The sequence below is a fragment of the Streptococcus pseudopneumoniae genome (assembly GCF_001074565.1).
Classification (GTDB): domain Bacteria; phylum Bacillota; class Bacilli; order Lactobacillales; family Streptococcaceae; genus Streptococcus; species Streptococcus pseudopneumoniae_J.
Genome location: NZ_JUQX01000059.1, coordinates 32,991 through 49,000, shown reverse-complemented (window position 1 = coordinate 49,000; position 16,010 = coordinate 32,991). Strand labels below are relative to the sequence as shown.

15 protein-coding genes are annotated in these 16,010 nt (G+C 43.1%); 1 reads left to right on the top strand and 14 read right to left on the bottom strand.

Translation table 11 applies throughout. The features are described from left to right. Positions 1 to 29 precede the first annotated feature (29 nt). The 11 genes from ADI74_RS08660 to ADI74_RS08610 form a co-directional block, all read right to left on the bottom strand. Positions 30 to 1,325, bottom strand: a complete 1,296-nt coding sequence (locus ADI74_RS08660; RefSeq protein WP_049538347.1) for an LCP family protein — start codon at positions 1,323 to 1,325, stop codon at positions 30 to 32. Further along, entirely contained in the window at positions 1,322 to 2,170 is an 849-nt protein-coding gene (gene pheA / locus ADI74_RS08655; RefSeq protein WP_049538345.1) for a prephenate dehydratase, read from the bottom strand. The genes ADI74_RS08660 and pheA overlap by 4 nt, the downstream gene beginning before the upstream one ends. Beyond that, a complete protein-coding gene (locus ADI74_RS08650; protein ID WP_049538343.1) occupies positions 2,167 to 2,643 on the bottom strand; it encodes a shikimate kinase in 477 nt (158 codons plus the stop codon). The genes pheA and ADI74_RS08650 overlap by 4 nt, the downstream gene beginning before the upstream one ends. Further along, entirely contained in the window at positions 2,636 to 3,919 is a 1,284-nt protein-coding gene (gene aroA / locus ADI74_RS08645) for a 3-phosphoshikimate 1-carboxyvinyltransferase (RefSeq protein ID WP_049538341.1), read from the bottom strand. The genes ADI74_RS08650 and aroA overlap by 8 nt, the downstream gene beginning before the upstream one ends. An 89-nt stretch (positions 3,920 to 4,008) precedes the next feature. Further along, a complete protein-coding gene (locus tag ADI74_RS08640) occupies positions 4,009 to 4,347 on the bottom strand; it encodes a YlbF/YmcA family competence regulator (RefSeq protein ID WP_049538339.1) in 339 nt (112 codons plus the stop codon). A gap of 10 nt (positions 4,348 to 4,357) precedes the next feature. After that, on the bottom strand, positions 4,358 to 5,461 hold the full coding sequence (locus ADI74_RS08635) for a prephenate dehydrogenase (protein WP_049538338.1): 1,104 nt from the start codon (positions 5,459 to 5,461) through the stop codon (positions 4,358 to 4,360). A 9-nt stretch (positions 5,462 to 5,470) separates the two neighbouring features. Next, positions 5,471 to 6,637 (bottom strand): chorismate synthase, encoded by a 1,167-nt coding sequence (gene aroC, locus ADI74_RS08630; RefSeq protein ID WP_049538337.1) that lies wholly within the window; start codon positions 6,635 to 6,637, stop codon positions 5,471 to 5,473. Positions 6,638 to 6,646: 9 nt separating this feature from the next. After that, the gene (aroB, locus tag ADI74_RS08625; RefSeq protein ID WP_049538334.1) at positions 6,647 to 7,714 is read right to left on the bottom strand and encodes a 3-dehydroquinate synthase; all 1,068 of its coding nucleotides are present in this window, start codon (positions 7,712 to 7,714) and stop codon (positions 6,647 to 6,649) included. Positions 7,715 to 7,732: 18 nt separating this feature from the next. Beyond that, positions 7,733 to 8,587 carry a shikimate dehydrogenase gene (locus tag ADI74_RS08620; protein ID WP_049538332.1) on the bottom strand — a complete coding sequence of 285 codons (855 nt, stop codon included), beginning with the start codon at positions 8,585 to 8,587 and terminating at the stop codon, positions 7,733 to 7,735. Next, positions 8,577 to 9,254 carry a type I 3-dehydroquinate dehydratase gene (aroD, locus tag ADI74_RS08615; RefSeq protein WP_049538331.1) on the bottom strand — a complete coding sequence of 226 codons (678 nt, stop codon included), beginning with the start codon at positions 9,252 to 9,254 and terminating at the stop codon, positions 8,577 to 8,579. Before aroD ends, ADI74_RS08620 begins: the two co-directional genes overlap by 11 nt. Beyond that, positions 9,251 to 10,414 carry a class I SAM-dependent rRNA methyltransferase gene (locus ADI74_RS08610; RefSeq protein ID WP_049538395.1) on the bottom strand — a complete coding sequence of 388 codons (1,164 nt, stop codon included), beginning with the start codon at positions 10,412 to 10,414 and terminating at the stop codon, positions 9,251 to 9,253. The genes aroD and ADI74_RS08610 overlap by 4 nt, the downstream gene beginning before the upstream one ends. A gap of 270 nt (positions 10,415 to 10,684) precedes the next feature. Here ADI74_RS08610 and ADI74_RS08605 point away from each other — a divergent pair, with 270 nt between their 5' ends. After that, on the top strand, positions 10,685 to 12,133 hold the full coding sequence (locus tag ADI74_RS08605) for an alpha-amylase (RefSeq protein ID WP_049538330.1): 1,449 nt from the start codon (positions 10,685 to 10,687) through the stop codon (positions 12,131 to 12,133). 87 nt (positions 12,134 to 12,220) lie between these two features. On the opposite strand, the gene alaS is transcribed toward ADI74_RS08605, so the two are convergent. The 3 genes from alaS to ADI74_RS08590 all read right to left on the bottom strand — a co-directional run bounded on the left by alaS (position 12,221) and on the right by ADI74_RS08590 (position 15,957). After that, a complete protein-coding gene (alaS, locus tag ADI74_RS08600) occupies positions 12,221 to 14,839 on the bottom strand; it encodes an alanine--tRNA ligase (RefSeq protein WP_049538329.1) in 2,619 nt (872 codons plus the stop codon). 15 nt (positions 14,840 to 14,854) lie between these two features. Then, a complete protein-coding gene (locus ADI74_RS08595; protein WP_049538328.1) occupies positions 14,855 to 15,340 on the bottom strand; it encodes an LURP-one-related/scramblase family protein in 486 nt (161 codons plus the stop codon). A 251-nt stretch (positions 15,341 to 15,591) separates the two neighbouring features. Beyond that, positions 15,592 to 15,957 (bottom strand): DUF3021 family protein, encoded by a 366-nt coding sequence (locus tag ADI74_RS08590; protein ID WP_049538394.1) that lies wholly within the window; start codon positions 15,955 to 15,957, stop codon positions 15,592 to 15,594. Positions 15,958 to 16,010 lie beyond the last annotated feature (53 nt).

Genomic DNA, 16,010 nt, shown 5'->3' with positions numbered 1-16,010 from the left:
ATCAAACTTTGATTTTCATTTATCGCCTCTTATCTCATCCCCATTTGAGCGAGTTTGGTTTGGTATTTATTTTGATCGACAAGAAGTCCTTGCCCTCCATAGACATCATAAGCATCTACCCAGTCACCAAGTTCTGGTACTGTGAGTCTTTCGATTCCATTTTGAGCACCTTCTAGGACAGATAATCCATTGGTCAACAAGAAGCTATATGGTAAATTTGTTGAAGTCATGCCAAAAACTTTTCCAAGTGCCTCTGATCCTGTAAAGAGCTTGGTTGGATCTTTGATTTGCTCAAGAACTGCTGACATGACTTGTTGCTGACGTTTGGTACGGCCATAGTCTCCCTCATCATCATCACGGAAGCGAGCATAGTTCAGCAAGGTGGATCCATTCATTTGCTGTTTTCCAACTTTGATGGTTTGAGTTGGGGACTCTGTCTCTGTTGCATGAAGGTCGTCTCCAACTGTGGCTTCTGTCAAAGGTTGACCATTCAATGTTGAGAATTGGGCATCAATCGTTACTCCGTCAGGGAAGAGGGTATCAATAGCTGTTGCAAAGGCCTGGAAGTCAACTAGGGCATAGTACTTAATATCCAAATCAAAGTTGTCTTTTAGAACCTTGCGGACCATTTCAGCCCCTTTTTGCCCTTCTTGTTCCCCAAGTTCATAAGCAACATTTAGTTTGTTATCCGTCTGTTTCTGGCCATTTACAATCTTACTGTACCCGTCGATATAAACTAAGTTGTCACGCATAAAGCTGACTAGTTTGATCTTCTTATCCGATCCACTGACATTCAGTACCATGATCGTGTCAGTACGGGTTTCTGCACTATTTTGACCGATACGGCCATCTGTCCCCATGACTAGGATATTCACACCGTCTTTGGTATCCTGACCGTTAAAGACCTCTACTTGAGCTGCCTTGGCATCAGCTGGCTTATTTGTTGGATTGGCCGCTGACTGGAACCCTCGAAGAAACATGAAAATCATCCCTGCAGCCACACATGTAATCAACAGCAAGAACCAAGTCAGTATTCGTTTGAAGCGAATTCTTCTTTTTTTCTTTTTGACTTTAGGCAGAGGAGCTACCTTTTCACGTCTCTTAGATCGACTTCTACTGCCATAAGTCGGAAGATCAATATCTCTACCCCAAGTTTCTTCTTTTTCTTCTTGATAGAAATGGTGAACTTCAGACTTGGGACCTGTCATTTTTTGCTGCAGATAGTCAAACTCCCTCCGTTCACGGTCGTTGAGATAATGAATATTTTTGAAGAGATAGTCATAACGTAACTGCTCGTGATGACTTAAAGGATTTTCTTTGCTCATTGACTCTCCTTTTCTAAATCAGTTATGGTAAAAATCGGGTAGGTTCCCAGTATCTTGTGCTGAATTCCAATGGCTTCTAGTTCTTTTCTGGCAAAATGAACCAGTTCTTTGTCACTATAGTCTACATCGATAATGAAAAAGTATTCTCCCAAGGCTGTTTTAAGGGGGCGACTTTCAATCTTTGTTAAGTCAATCCCTCTCCAAGCAAAGGTCGAAAGTGCCTTGTAAAGAGCCCCAGGTAGGTTGTCTGGCAAGGTCAAGGCCAAACTCATTTTTTCAGCTTGCGAGTTCAAAGGAATCATCGGTATCTCTGCCCCTAAGACCCAAAAACGTGTGAAATTGGCTTCCATTTCTTGGATGTCTTCTGCTATTAATTCTAAACCATACTCTCTAGCTGATTTTCTAGGCGCAATAGCCGCAAAAGGCTGGTCTGGATGTTCAGCGATAAAGCGGGCTGCATAGGCTGTGCTTGCCGTCACTTCCAGCTGGGCTTCTGGATAGTGCTCATCGATAAACTTTTTCCCTTGAGCCAGAGCCTGAGGATGGGAAAAAATCTTCTCAATTTTTGACTGACCGGGAACCGCCATCAGCTGCTGATGAATGGGCTGGACGATTTCTGCAACTGCTTGGATGCGAGCCTGATGAAAAAGATAATCCAAACTTTCATGGACACTACCTTCAATGGAGTTTTCAACTGGTACAACAGAATAGTCCACTAAGCCTTGCTCATAGGCCTTGATAACATCTGTGATATTGGCAAAAGCCTGCAATTCCTCTTTGGGAAAGGCTGTCTGCACAACATGATTCGAAAAAGATCCCTTGGGACCTAGATAGGCAATTTTCATCTCAGTTCCTCTATAATTTCCTCTGGGCTTAGCTTGGTCACATCTAGAACACGACTGGCTACTTCCTCATACCAAACCTGTCTTTCTTGAAAAATCTCTCGCAACTCTTCCTTACTGTTGTTGAGAAAAAGTGGCCGTTGATTGTCCTTATCAGCTGAAATACGTTGGTAAAGGGTTTCAAAATCTGCATTCAGATAAATGTTATCAGGATTAGTCTTAAGCAAGTCACGATTTCTCTGAGAAACGACTATTCCTCCACCAGTTGACACAACTCGGTCCGTTTTTAGTAAGTCCGCTAAAACTTCAGACTCCACCTGACGAAAGGCCTCTTCTCCCTTTTCAGCGAAAAAATCCGCAATGGACATGCCCAAACGTTCCTCGATTAAGGCATCCATATCGATGTGGTCTGGGTCCAATCCTCTAGCGATTGTCGACTTGCCTGCCCCCATAAATCCGAGTAATACCTTAGCCATGAATCAAGCTCTCCAAATCATCAAAGAAGCTAGGATAGCTGGTATTGATGGCTTCAGCACGGTCAAGTTCCACTTCTCCATCTGCAACCAAGAGGGCTGCGATGGCTGTCATCATTCCGATACGATGGTCACCAAACGTATTGACTCTAGCGCCATGAAGGGTTGATTTCCCTTTGATAATCATCCCATCTGCTGTAGGAGTGATATCCGCTCCCATACTATTTAAAGCATCTGCCACCACCTGAATGCGGTCGGTTTCCTTAACCTTGAGTTCTTCAGCATCCTTAATGACCGTTACACCTTGCGCTTGGGTCGCTAGAAGGGCAATAATAGGCAATTCATCAATCAAGCGTGGAATCAAGGCTCCACCAATCTCTGTTCCTTTCAGGTCTGAAGACTCGACAGTCAGCGTTGCAGATTTAGCGATTGGGTCGATTTCAGTTATTTCTAATTTTCCACCCATGGCACGAATGACATCAATAATACCAGTACGCGTTTCATTGATCCCCACATTCTGTAGCACCACACGAGAGTTTGGCACAATCAAACCAGCGATCAACCAAAAGGCGGCACTGGAAATATCTCCTGGAACAACTACCTTTTGTCCTGTCAGTTTTTGTGGTCCTTGGACTGTGATCTTTTTGCCATCCACACTTAAATGACCACCAAATTGCTGAAGCATATCTTCGGTGTGGTTACGAGTACATTCTTTCTCGAGAATAACGGACTCCCCCTGAGCCTGCAAGGCTGCAAACATCAAGGCGGACTTGACTTGTGCAGAGGCAATTGGCAACTCATAATGAATCGGTCTTAAATTTTTCGTCCCTTTCAAGCGAAGAGGGGGTAGGTCTCGTTCAGTTTGGCCTGAAATGCTGACACCCATTTTTTTCAGAGGAATCGTCACACGGTCCATAGGACGTTTAGAAAGACTATCATCTCCAAACATCTCTACTTCGAAGTCTGCACCAGCAAGGACACCTGAGATCAGGCGAATCGAGGTGCCAGAATTTCCCATATCCAAGGCGTTTTGCGGAGCTTTTAAGCCATCCATGCCTACACCTTGAATGGTAATAACCCCATCTTTGTCCTCAATTTTAACACCAAGGTCACGAAAAACCTGCATGGTTGAGAGCACATCCTCTCCACGCAGAATATCATAAACCTTAGTCTCGCCCTCAGCCAAACTTCCAAAAATAATCGAACGGTGGCTGATAGACTTGTCACCTGGTACCCGGATACTGCCATGTAAGTAGCGAATGTTTGTTTTTAGTTTCATAGTTGACCTCATACTTGCAATACTTTTCTTATTTTATCACAAAAAAGCCAGAAATTCCTGAAATTTCTGGCTTTTATACAGATAAAATACTATTTCAATAATTCTGAAACAGGTTCAAAGACAATTTTTTCAATGTCTGAAAGGTAAATGGACAATTGTTGCTGTTTGGCAAAAAAATCTGACAAAAGAGCGTTCTCTTGGATTTGCCTGCTGAAAGACTGCATCTTTTCTTGGAAAGAGGCATCTGGCATTTGTCCAGTTTGGGCCATGACTTGGATTTCTTGCTGGAAGGCGATATAGTCTGCAAAAATCTTGCTAGCTTGTTCATCTGCTTGGATGACATCTTTTGCCGCCTTAACCGCCTTGTATTCTGGTAATTCGCGTAACCCACGACTGAGTTCATTTACAGTATCGTAAATATTTGACATGATTTTCTCCTTATTTGATGACGACTGTGTAGTCCGTATTTTCTGTAATTAAGCGCTCAGCTCGTTCTAAATCTTGAGCATTTTTAAATGAAATTTGTAGAATCCCGTGAACATCCTCACGGTTTTCTTCGTTGATGTGGATATTAACCAAAGAAGTTCCACGAAGCAATTCCAAAATCCGCAAGATGACATCTTCTTCATCGGGAACATCGACATAGAGGTCATAAGAACTATCCACACCACCACGTTTATGGATTTCCATGGCCTGACGTTGCTCACGTGCTTGGTTGAAAAAGTTCCAAATCTGCTCTTCTTCCCCCTTACTAATAGCCTGACCAATCTCATCTAAGCGTTCCTTGAAATCCTCAATCCGCTCTAGGATGGTCTCGCGATTGGACAAGAGGATAGAAGTCCACATACCTGGTTCACTCTCTGCAATCCGGGTCATATCTCGAAAGCCACCCGCCGCAAAGCGCCTTGTCATCTCATGTTCTTGAGCATAGACAGCTGTTTGCTCCATGAGACCTGATGCCAAGATATGGGGAAAATGGCTAATCTGTGAAGTGACCCGATCGTGCTCCTTGGCATCAATTTCAATGAAACGAGCATGGAGACCAGAAAGCAGATCCTTCATTTCCTCAAGTGTGTCAGGACCTGTCAGGCTCGAAGGTGTGAAGATATAATAGGCATTTTCAAAGAGATTAACATCTGCAGAAGCAGCTCCTGTCTTGTGGCTACCAGCCATGGGATGGGCCCCGACAAATCGAACAGACTTGCCAGCCAAGTATTCCTCAGCAACTTCCACAATGGCTGACTTGGTTGAGCCAGCATCCGAGATAATGACGCCTTCTTTCAAGTCTAAACCTGCCAATTCCTGAATAAAAGCAATGGTCTGTTTGATTGGCAAGGTCAGGATGATGATATCTGCTAGGGGAGCGAAACTGGCAAAATCATCCGTTGCACGGTCAATCATACCTTCTTTCAAGGCAATATCTCTCGAAGCCTGACTGCGATTATAACCTAGAATTTCATAATCAGGATGATCGCGCTTGATACCGAGTGCCATTGAAGCACCAATCAATCCAAGACCTGCTATATAGACTGTTTTTGCCATAGGAACTCCTTAATAGTTCTTTGTATAGTCTCGGTGTTTGGCTACCGCTTCTTTTAATTCCTCAAGATTATCTGATGAGAATTTTTCAAGGATTTCTTGTGCCAGAACCGTTGCCACAACAGCTTCCATAACCACACCTGCCGCTGGAAGAGCGGTTGGATCACTTCTCTCCACAGTTGCCTTGTAAGGTTCGTGAGTCTCGATATCCACACTCATCAATGGTTTATAAAGAGTGGGAATTGGTTTCATGACACCACGGACAACGATGGGTTGCCCATTGGTCATACCACCTTCGAAACCACCTAGATTATTGGTGCGACGAGTATAGCCGTCTTCTTTAGACCAGAGAATTTCGTCCATAACTTGGCTGCCTTTTCTGTTACCCGCCTCAAATCCAAGACCAAATTCCACCCCTTTAAAGGCATTGATAGAAACAACTGCTTGGGCCAATCGCGCATCCAATTTTCTGTCCCATTGAACATAGGATCCAAGGCCAACTGGAACACCTCCGACGACTGTCTCAACAACTCCACCTATGGTATCACCATCACGCTTGATTTGGTCAATATAATCCTTGATTTCTTGTTCCCGTTCTTGGTTGACAATAGAAACTTCTGACTGGGCAGCTCTTTCCTTAATCTCAGCGACCGTCAGATTTTCAGGAACATCGATTTCCTTACCACCAAAGACCACGACATGGTTGGCAATTTCTATCTCCAGTTCAGCCAACAGTCGTTTGGCTACTGCCCCAACTGCCACTCGCATGGTGGTTTCACGAGCAGATGACCGCTCCAAGGAATTTCGCAAATCATCAAAACGGTATTTGATGCCCCCTACCAAATCGGCGTGACCTGGACGTGGATGAGTGATTTTCCGCTTGCTTTTGAGGCGGTCTTCAATGTCCTCAGCAGACATGATATCCAGCCATTTCTGGTGGTCCTTATTGATGACATCCATGGTAATGGGAGATCCTGTCGTCTTCCCGTGACGAACGCCAGAGGTAAAAACCACCTGGTCACTCTCAATTTTCATACGACCACCACGACCATAACCACCTTGACGGCGTTTTAGATCCTCATTGATGTCCTCTGCTGTCAAAGGAAGTCCAGCGGGAATTCCTTCGATAATTGCCGTCAGACGCGGACCGTGTGATTCTCCTGCAGTTAAATATCTCATACGTTCTCCTTATTTTACCAAGTAGTCTTTCATCTCTTCCAGAGAAACTGGGTGAATGGTCGCTGAACCAAGCTCTGGTACCAAGACCAATTTCAAGGTGTTGCCACGCGCTTTCTTATCATGAGTCAAAGCTTGATAAAGTTTATCAACATCCCAGTTTTCATAATCAACTGGCAAACCAAATTTCTGGCACATCTCTGTGATGGACTGAGTTATTCCTTCTGGCATAAGGCCCTTCTCCTCAGCAACCTTGGAAATCTGAACCATGCCCATGGCCACAGCTTCTCCATGCATGACCTTGCCATAACCAGCAGTCGCTTCAATGGCATGGCCAATAGTGTGCCCAAAATTGAGGTAAAGGCGAACACCGTTATCCAACTCATCCTCAACTACCATCTTGCACTTAACCTGACAAGAATGTTCTATCAAAGTCTCTGCTTGTTCCAGAATGCTCTCAACAGAACCATCCAGCTCCGTTAAGAGAGCCCACAGTTCTGGATCCTCAATCAAGCCGTACTTGATAACCTCACCCATCCCTTCAATCAGCTCTCTCTTTCCAAGTGTTTCAAGTACAAGTGGATCAATCAGAACCCCATCAGGTTGGGCAAAGGTCCCCACCATATTTTTAGCAAATGGAGTGTTGACGCCTGTCTTTCCACCGATAGAGGAATCAACCTGGGCTGTCAAACTGGTCGGAATCTGAACAAAGTGAATCCCACGCATATAGGTCGAAGCCACAAAGCCAGCCAAGTCCCCAACGACACCACCACCAAGAGCCACAATCCCATCGCTACGAGTCAAACCCTGCTTGACTAAAAATTCATAGACCTTCTGAACAGTTGTTAAATTTTTTCGTTCTTCGCCTTCTAAGAAATCAAAAACAGCTACCTGAAAACCAGCATCTTCTAGGCTGAGTTTAACCTTCTCTGCATAGAGAGAAGCTACATGGTTATCTGTTACGATAACCACTTTTTGAGGTTGCCAGAGTTCTCGCAACCATTGACCTGCTTGCGATAGACAACCTTTTTCAATCTGAATATCATAGGGATGATGCGGAATATCGATTCTGATTTTCATAGTAGGTTCTCCTTTTAATTATTGGTATTTTTCTGTCAAGGACTGCCAAATCTCTTCTGTTGGCATTTCTTTACCTGTCCACAGTTGAAAAGCTTCTGCAGCTTGATAGAGCAACATTCCAAGGCCATTGATGGTGGGATTGCCCTGACTTCTAGACCATTTCAAAAATGGCGTCTCAAAAGGTTGGTAAATGATATCTGCAACCAAGAAATCCTCTGGCAAATTGATGCTTTCTGGAACGGGGGACGACTGCCCATCCATGCCCACACTGGTAGCATTGACGAGCAGGTCCGACTCAGCAATCCTTGCTTGCAGTTCAGAAAGATTTTCTAAAGCATACAAGTCCACTTTAAAGCCTGTCTGATTCTGTAACTTTTCTAGGTAAGGTCTTGTTTTTTCCATGGAAACTGAGCGAACAAAGACTGAAATCTGACTGACACCATCCAAAATAGCCTGTGCCAAAATAGCCTTGGACGCACCACCTGCTCCCAGAATGGTCATTTTCTTATCCGAAATTGTAAAAGAAGGCAAGCTCTTAAAGAATCCCTTGCCATCTGTATTATATCCAATTAAATTGCCATTATCATAGACAACGGTGTTGACCGCCCCAATCAAACGCGCTTCATCACTCAATTCATCCAAAAAGGGAATCACTTGTTCCTTGTACGGCATGGAGAGATTGATACCAAACATCTGGTAACGGCGAATATTAGCGACTGTTTCTGCCAAATCATCCACTTCAATTTCCCAAGCCACATAGACACCATTTGTCGCTGTCGCCTCAAAGGCACTATTGTGGATAAAAGGTGAAATAGAGTGTTTAATGGGATTTGCAACGACAGCCGCCATACGTGTGTAGCCATCAAGCTTCATCCAAAATCTCCCTGATTTTTTTCATGTTTGATAGAGAAATCTGACCTGGGGCACTCGCTTCATCCAGACTAGCAAATGACCAACTTGAACCCGTCACATCTGAAGTAATCCGAGATACCTTGCCCATTTTCCCCATGGAAATGGTTACGTAGTCTTGTTCAGGATTGAGTGTTTTAAATCCTCGTGTGTAGTTCATCAAGTCTAAAACATCCTGCTCCGTATGGGCCATGACAGATACCTTGACCACTTTTGGAGAAAGACTGGTCAACTCAGACAGAATCTCCATCATGTTTTCAGGTGTCTCTTGGAAATTATGGTAACTCAAAACGAGATTGGGAAAATCCAACATTTCCTCAAATACATCCTTGTAGCTGAAGTACTCAAAATCCACATAGTCTGGTTGATAGAGTTGAGTGACTTCCTTGATGATTTGAACATACTCCTCAGAAGACAGTTCGATTTCTCCTCCCTCAGCGCGAGTCCGAAGGGTAAAGACCAGTTCGCGGCCTGCGAATTTCTCAAAGATTGCAGGCGCTACCTGTAAAATGGCTTCCTTTGCGAGGAAGTCTGCACGCCACTCGATGATATCGGCATCTTCATACCGTGTGGCATCCAGTTCTTGGGCTTCTTCTAAACTTCTTGGCATTACTGAAACGATTAATTTCATCTACTAACCTTCATACTAATCACCTTGAGGTAATTACTGCTTTCATCTTTTTTATTATAGGCAAAGTCTGCTGGAAGACCATATTGGTTTAAAATCTGATATTTTCTTCCTGCAAAACCTTTATCAATTTGTTCTGTAAATTTCTGACGGGAAACATTGGCAGCATTGGTACTGGCAATGATAATACCTCCCGGATTTAAAATCTCTAGACTTTGGGAAATCAGCTTGTGATAGTCCTTAGCTACAGAGAATGTTTGTTTTTTATTGCGGGCAAAGCTCGGCGGATCAAGAACAATCACATCATAGGTCAAGCCTTTTCGCTTGGCATACTTGAAATATTCAAAGACATCCATGACGATAAAACGATGATTGTCCGTGCTGAGTCCATTTGCATGAAAATGAGCTTCTGACAGCTCTCTAGACCGTTTGGCCAAATCGACAGAAGTCGTCTCACTCGCGCCTCCCATAGCTGCAGCAACTGAAAAGGCAGCTGTATAGGAAAACATATTGAGCAAGGATTTACCCATAGCTAAACCGTCTACCAAACTCCCACGAACCTCATGCTGATCTAGGAAAATCCCTGTCATCAAGCCATCATTCATAAAGACCTGATAGAGTACGCCATTCTCAAGAACAGTAAAGTAGTCTGGCGCTTTCTCACCATAGACATGAGCAGACTCGTAATCTAGACCTTTAAAACGAATCTTTTCATATGCTCCCAAAATCTCAGGAAAGACTTCCTTAAAAGCCTTTATGATCAGCTCACGAATCTGATAAACATAGGAGTTGTACCAAGAAAAGACCACATAATCTCCGTAGAGATCAATAGTCAGCCCACCAAAACCATCTCCCTCTTGGTTAAAAAGGCGAAAGGCAGTTGTCAAGTCATCCTGATAATAAGACTTTCTAGCTTCCTTAGCTTTACGAAACAGAGTTTCAAAGAAGGCTTGGTTGAAACCAACCTTTTCCTTGCTGACCAACCAGCCAATGCCCTTGTTCTGCTGAGAAAGATAGGCACTCCCTAAAAACTTCCCGTCTTGACTAAGAACTTCGACTTCCTGATCCGTCAGATCAATATCTGTTAAATCACTTGCTTCCAAAAGAACTAGACCCTTAGCTAGTTTTTTTTCAACACGTCTGCTGACCCTAATTCTATTCATAGCTACTATTATAGCAAATTTTGTGACAATTCTCAAAATAGAAAGCGTTTCTCCATTTTTACTTTAGTTTACTAAGTGTTATTTTTGTTAAAAAAAGTTTAGTCAATTCATTTTTTCTAATCCTTCTTTCCTAACCAATGAAAAGATAATGGTCATTCTCTAAAAATAGACATTTCTAGAAATGAGTAGAGAAAATTTGCGCAAACGTTTGCGTAGTTTTGGACTTTATGGTAGAATATAACACATCATTGATAAGTAAGAGGAAAAACAATGCAAAATCAGACACTTATGCAATACTTTGAGTGGTATCTGCCCCACGACGGACAACACTGGACACGATTGGCAGATGACGCAGAACACCTAGCAAATCTCGGTATCAGTCATGTCTGGATGCCACCTGCCTTCAAGGCAACCAATGAAAAAGATGTTGGCTATGGCGTTTATGATCTTTTTGATCTGGGTGAATTTAACCAAAAAGGGACTGTTCGTACTAAGTATGGTTTTAAGGAAGATTATCTCCAAACGATTCAGACTCTCAAGGATCACGGAATCCAACCAATGGCTGACATCGTTCTTAATCACAAGGCTGCAGCAGATAAATTAGAAGCCTTTCAAGTTATCGAAGTCGATCCCGAGGACCGTACCGTTCAACTAAGCGAGCCCTTCACTATCAATGGCTGGACTCACTTTACTTTCGATGGTCGTCAAAATACCTACAATGACTTCCACTGGCACTGGTACCACTTTACAGGTACAGACTACGATGCCAAGCGCCGTAAGTCTGGCATTTACCTGATCCAGGGGGACAATAAAGGTTGGGCAAACGAGGAATTGGTCGATAACGAAAACGGTAACTACGACTACCTCATGTATGCTGACCTGGACTTTAAGCACCCTGAAGTCATCCAAAACATCTATGACTGGGCTGACTGGTTCATGGAAACGACTGGAGTTTCAGGTTTCCGCTTGGATGCCGTTAAACACATTGACTCCTTCTTTATGGCCAATTTCATCCGTGATATGAAGGAAAAATACGGTGAGAATTTCTATGTTTTTGGGGAATTTTGGAATCCAGACAAAGAAGCTAATCTGGACTATCTTGAGAAAATTGAGGAGCGCTTTGACCTTGTGGATGTTCGTCTTCACCAAAATCTCTTTGAAGCCAGCCAAGCAGGAGCAAGTTATGATCTTCGTAGTATTTTTGCTGATAGTTTAGTGGAAATCAAACCTGATAAGGCTGTCACTTTCGTTGACAACCATGATACTCAAAGAGGACAGGCACTTGAATCAACCGTCCAAGAATGGTTTAAACCTGCAGCCTACGCCCTCATCCTTCTTCGTGAGCAGGGTCTTCCATGTGTCTTTTATGGAGACTATTACGGCATTTCAGGGCAATATGCTCAACAAGATTTCAAAGAAGTTCTTGATCGTCTCCTGGCCATCCGAAAAGACAGGGCCTATGGAGAGCAAACAGACTACTTTGACGATGCCAACTGTATCGGATGGGTTCGTTCAGGTGCTGAAAATCAATCCCCAATCGCAGTCCTTATCTCAAACGACCAAGAAAACAGCAAGTCCATGTTTGTCGGTCAAGAATGGGCTGACCAAACATTTGTAGATTTACTTGGAAACCACCAAAGTCAAGTTACAATTGATGAGGAAGGTTATGGAGAATTTCCAGTAGCAGCGGGTTCAGTCAGTGTCTGGGCAACAAAATAAACCTATCAGTTACAAGTCAAATCCAACCGGATTTGACTTTTTTGTATTCACAAAAAGACCTACCCAAATGGATAGATCTTTGTTTTCTTACAATTTACCTGCTACTGAATCCAACAATTCTTGAATTTTCGCTTGGTTGCTCCCTCCTGCCATGGCCATGTCTGGTTTTCCACCACCACGTCCATCAACGATTGGAGCCAATTCTTTAACCAAGTTACCTGCATGGATGTCTTTTGTCTTGCTTGCTACAAGAACGTTAACCTTATCACCGATAGCAGCAACTAGAACAAGCAAGTCAGAGTAATCTTTTTGTTTCCAGTTGTCCGCAAAGGTACGAAGGGCACCAGCATCTGATACAGAAACTTGGCTTGCAATGTAACGGTGGCCGTTTGCTTCTTGAACATTCTTAAAGACATCGCCTGCTGCCGCTGCCGCTGCTTTTTCTTTCAACTCAGCATTTTCTTTTTGGAGCTGACGAAGTTGTTCTTGAAGTCCTTCAATCTTATGAGGCACTTCCTTGAGTTGAGGTGCTTTCAAGGTTGCTGCTACTGTTTTCAGAGCGTCTTCTTGTTCACGGTAGGCTTCAAAGGCTTCCTTACCAGTCACTGCCAAGATACGACGAGTTCCTGATCCAATCCCTTCTTCTTTGACAATCTTGAAGAGGCCAATCTCAGAAGTGTTGCCAACGTGGGTACCACCACAGAGTTCCACAGAGTAGTCACCGATGGTTACAACGCGGACTTCTTTACCGTATTTCTCACCAAAGAGGGCCATAGCTCCCATTTCTTTAGCAGTGTCAATATCTGTCTCAACAGTTTCTACTGCAATTGCTTCCCAGATTTTCTCATTGACTTGTTGTTCAATGGCGCGCAACTCTTCAGGAGTTACGGCTTGGAAGTGTGTGAAGTCAAAACGAAGGAATTCGACTTCGTTAAGGGATCCTGCTTGTGTCGCATGGTTTCCAAGGATATTGTGAAGGGCTGCATGGAGCAAGTGAGTTGCAGTGTGGTTTTTCATGACACGGTGACGACGATTTGTATCAATTGCCAAGGTGTATTCCTGATTCAAAGCAAGCGGTGCAAGAACTTCAACCGTATGAAGAGCTTGTCCGTTTGGCGCTTTTTGAACATCTGTCACAGTAGCCACAAGTTTTCCTGCAGCATCCAAGATTTGACCATGGTCAGCTACCTGTCCACCCATTTCAGCGTAGAATGGAGTCTCTGCAAAGAACAGGGAGGCAGTTCCTTCTGAAACAGCTTCAACTTCAGCATTGTCCGCTACGATAGCCACCAACTTAGAAGGCAATTGACTGGCATTGTAGTTGAAGACACTTTCCACTGTGATATTTTGAAGGGTTTCATTTTGCATCCCCATTGAGCCGCCTTTGACAGCTGACGCACGCGCACGTTCTTGCTGCTCTTTCATGGCTACTTCAAAACCTTCACGGTCTACAGTCATCCCAGCTTCTTCAGCGATTTCTTCCGTCAACTCAACCGGGAATCCGTAAGTATCGTAGAGTTTGAAGACATCTTGCCCAGCGATAACGTTTTGACCTTTCGCTTTCAAATCAGCTACAATGGTTTCTGCAAAGTGTTGACCTGAATGAAGGGTACGGGCAAATGACTCTTCTTCGCTCTTCACGATTTTTTCGATAAAGTCACGTTTTTCAAGCACTTCTGGGTAGTAGCTTTCCATGATTTTTCCAACAGTTGGAACGAGTTTGTAAAGGAAAGGCTCGTTGATGCCCAATTTTTGACCGTGCATGGAAGCGCGACGGAGGAGACGACGAAGGACATAGCCACGACCTTCGTTTCCTGGGAGGGCACCATCACCGATGGCAAATGAAAGAGAACGGATGTGGTCCGCAATGACCTTAAAGCTCATGTTGTCGCCATCTTGGTCGTAGACCTTACCAGACAATTTCTCAACTTCACGGATGATCGGCATGAAGAGGTCTGTTTCAAAGTTTGTCTTAGCCCCTTGGATAACAGCCACCAAACGCTCCAAACCAGCGCCCGTATCAATGTTCTTGTGTGGCAATTCCTTGTACTCGCTACGAGGTACAGCTGGATCTGCGTTAAATTGTGACAAGACAATGTTCCAGATTTCGATATAACGATCGTTTTCGATATCTTCTGCGAGAAGGCGAATACCAATATTTTCTGGGTCAAAGGCTTCCCCACGGTCAAAGAAGATTTCTGTATCTGGTCCAGAAGGTCCCGCACCAATTTCCCAGAAGTTGTCTTCGATTGGAATCAAGTGACTTGGATCCACGCCCACTTCAATCCAGCGGTTGTAAGAATCTGTATCAGCTGGGTAGTAGGTCATGTAGAGTTTTTCAGCTGGGAAGTCAAACCATTCAGGACTTGTCAAAAGTTCATAAGCCCAAGTAATGGCTTCGTCACGGAAGTAATCCCCAATTGAGAAGTTTCCCAACATTTCAAACATGGTATGGTGACGCGCCGTCTTCCCTACGTTTTCAATATCGTTGGTACGAATAGCCTTTTGAGCATTGGTAATCCGTGGGTTTTCAGGGATAATAGTCCCGTCAAAGTATTTTTTAAGAGTGGCAACCCCTGAGTTGATCCACAAAAGGGTTGGATCGTTTACTGGAACCAAGCTAACAGATGGTTCTACAGAATGACCTTTGGTCGCCCAGAAATCAAGCCACATTTGGCGGACTTGTGCACTAGATAATTGTTTCATAATATCTCCTTTTTACTAATTTGATTGACTTTCTAGCATTTCCACATAGTCGATAGCGACACAGAGGGAAATGACTAGGTCTGCATAAGATTCGTCATAGACTGTTACAGTATAGGTAGAGGTTAAATGGAAGAGTTCCTTGGCGATTTCCGCAATCACTTGATCACGGTCATCCAGAAGTTTAAAGTTTAAATCCCAGATATTTCCCTCAATGCGAAGACCTAGGTTGTCAAATTCATACTTATCTCTAAAGAAAGTCAACTTCTTTCGGATATAAAAACTATCTCCGTTAGTCAGTTGAATCTCAAAGCGTGGCATGAAGGTCAACATTTCTTTACTAATCTCACTAACCTGTTCACCAGAATTATCAAAAATAGTAAAAGTCTTAGGAATCTTAAAAAATGAACCTTCAACCTGATAGGCGACATTGCCCATTTCATCCTTGATATCAAAGCGTTCACCACCTAGGCGAAATTTTTGTTTGACAAGAAATCTTCTCATAAGCACCTCCAAAAATAAAAGACAAATTCATATCACGAAGGGCGAAAAACCGCGGTACCACCTTCATTCAATGAACTTGTCATTCTTTATTCTTATGCAATTGTTACAATCGAGTAGCATGATTTTCTATCTTAGATGGCTCGCAGCACCGCCATTTCTCTGGACTAAGATGGAGAGAAAATCAATTCTCAACTCTAGTATTATACCGTTTTTGAAGAGGTTCGTCAAGCTTAATAACCATGAAGTAAAACTCATTTCTTTAACAGTTTACCAAATATTATATAGGCGATAGACCACAAGAAACTTCCAACCAATAAAAATTGACCAAAAACAATGAAATAATCCAAAATTGAGACTAACTTATACCATCCACTAAATAGAAGACAGGGAAGAACAGTAAAAAGCATAATGATAAAATGTATAGTAGATTGTTTAAATAGAGACCATTTTTCAATTTCATAAATTACCGAGGCTGATGCTATCGAGGTAGCAATAATGCCAACCAAAAATGTACTTTTAACTTGAAAAATATCAATCCCTTGAAGTCTCATAAAAATTGCTAAACTGGTCATAATGACAAAAGGAATCATTCCTCTAAAAATAGCTTTTTTAATCATAGCTACTACCTCAATCATAAGCTTAATTGCCTTTAACTCTATCGAAATTATAG

Coding starts and splice junctions, on each gene's coding strand:
- ADI74_RS08660 (WP_049538347.1), bottom strand. CDS start 1,325: ATGAGCAAAGAAAATCCTTTAAGTCATCACGAGCAGTTACGTTATGAC.
- pheA (WP_049538345.1), bottom strand. CDS start 2,170: ATGAAAATTGCCTATCTAGGTCCCAAGGGATCTTTTTCGAATCATGTT.
- ADI74_RS08650 (WP_049538343.1), bottom strand. CDS start 2,643: ATGGCTAAGGTATTACTCGGATTTATGGGGGCAGGCAAGTCGACAATC.
- aroA (WP_049538341.1), bottom strand. CDS start 3,919: ATGAAACTAAAAACAAACATTCGCTACTTACATGGCAGTATCCGGGTA.
- ADI74_RS08640 (WP_049538339.1), bottom strand. CDS start 4,347: ATGTCAAATATTTACGATACTGTAAATGAACTCAGTCGTGGGTTACGC.
- ADI74_RS08635 (WP_049538338.1), bottom strand. CDS start 5,461: ATGGCAAAAACAGTCTATATAGCAGGTCTTGGATTGATTGGTGCTTCA.
- aroC (WP_049538337.1), bottom strand. CDS start 6,637: ATGAGATATTTAACTGCAGGAGAATCACACGGTCCGCGTCTGACGGCA.
- aroB (WP_049538334.1), bottom strand. CDS start 7,714: ATGAAAATCAGAATCGATATTCCGCATCATCCCTATGATATTCAGATT.
- ADI74_RS08620 (WP_049538332.1), bottom strand. CDS start 8,587: ATGAAGCTTGATGGCTACACACGTATGGCGGCTGTCGTTGCAAATCCC.
- aroD (WP_049538331.1), bottom strand. CDS start 9,254: ATGAAATTAATCGTTTCAGTAATGCCAAGAAGTTTAGAAGAAGCCCAA.
- ADI74_RS08610 (WP_049538395.1), bottom strand. CDS start 10,414: ATGAATAGAATTAGGGTCAGCAGACGTGTTGAAAAAAAACTAGCTAAG.
- ADI74_RS08605 (WP_049538330.1), top strand. CDS start 10,685: ATGCAAAATCAGACACTTATGCAATACTTTGAGTGGTATCTGCCCCAC.
- alaS (WP_049538329.1), bottom strand. CDS start 14,839: ATGAAACAATTATCTAGTGCACAAGTCCGCCAAATGTGGCTTGATTTC.
- ADI74_RS08595 (WP_049538328.1), bottom strand. CDS start 15,340: ATGAGAAGATTTCTTGTCAAACAAAAATTTCGCCTAGGTGGTGAACGC.
- ADI74_RS08590 (WP_049538394.1), bottom strand. CDS start 15,957: ATGATTAAAAAAGCTATTTTTAGAGGAATGATTCCTTTTGTCATTATG.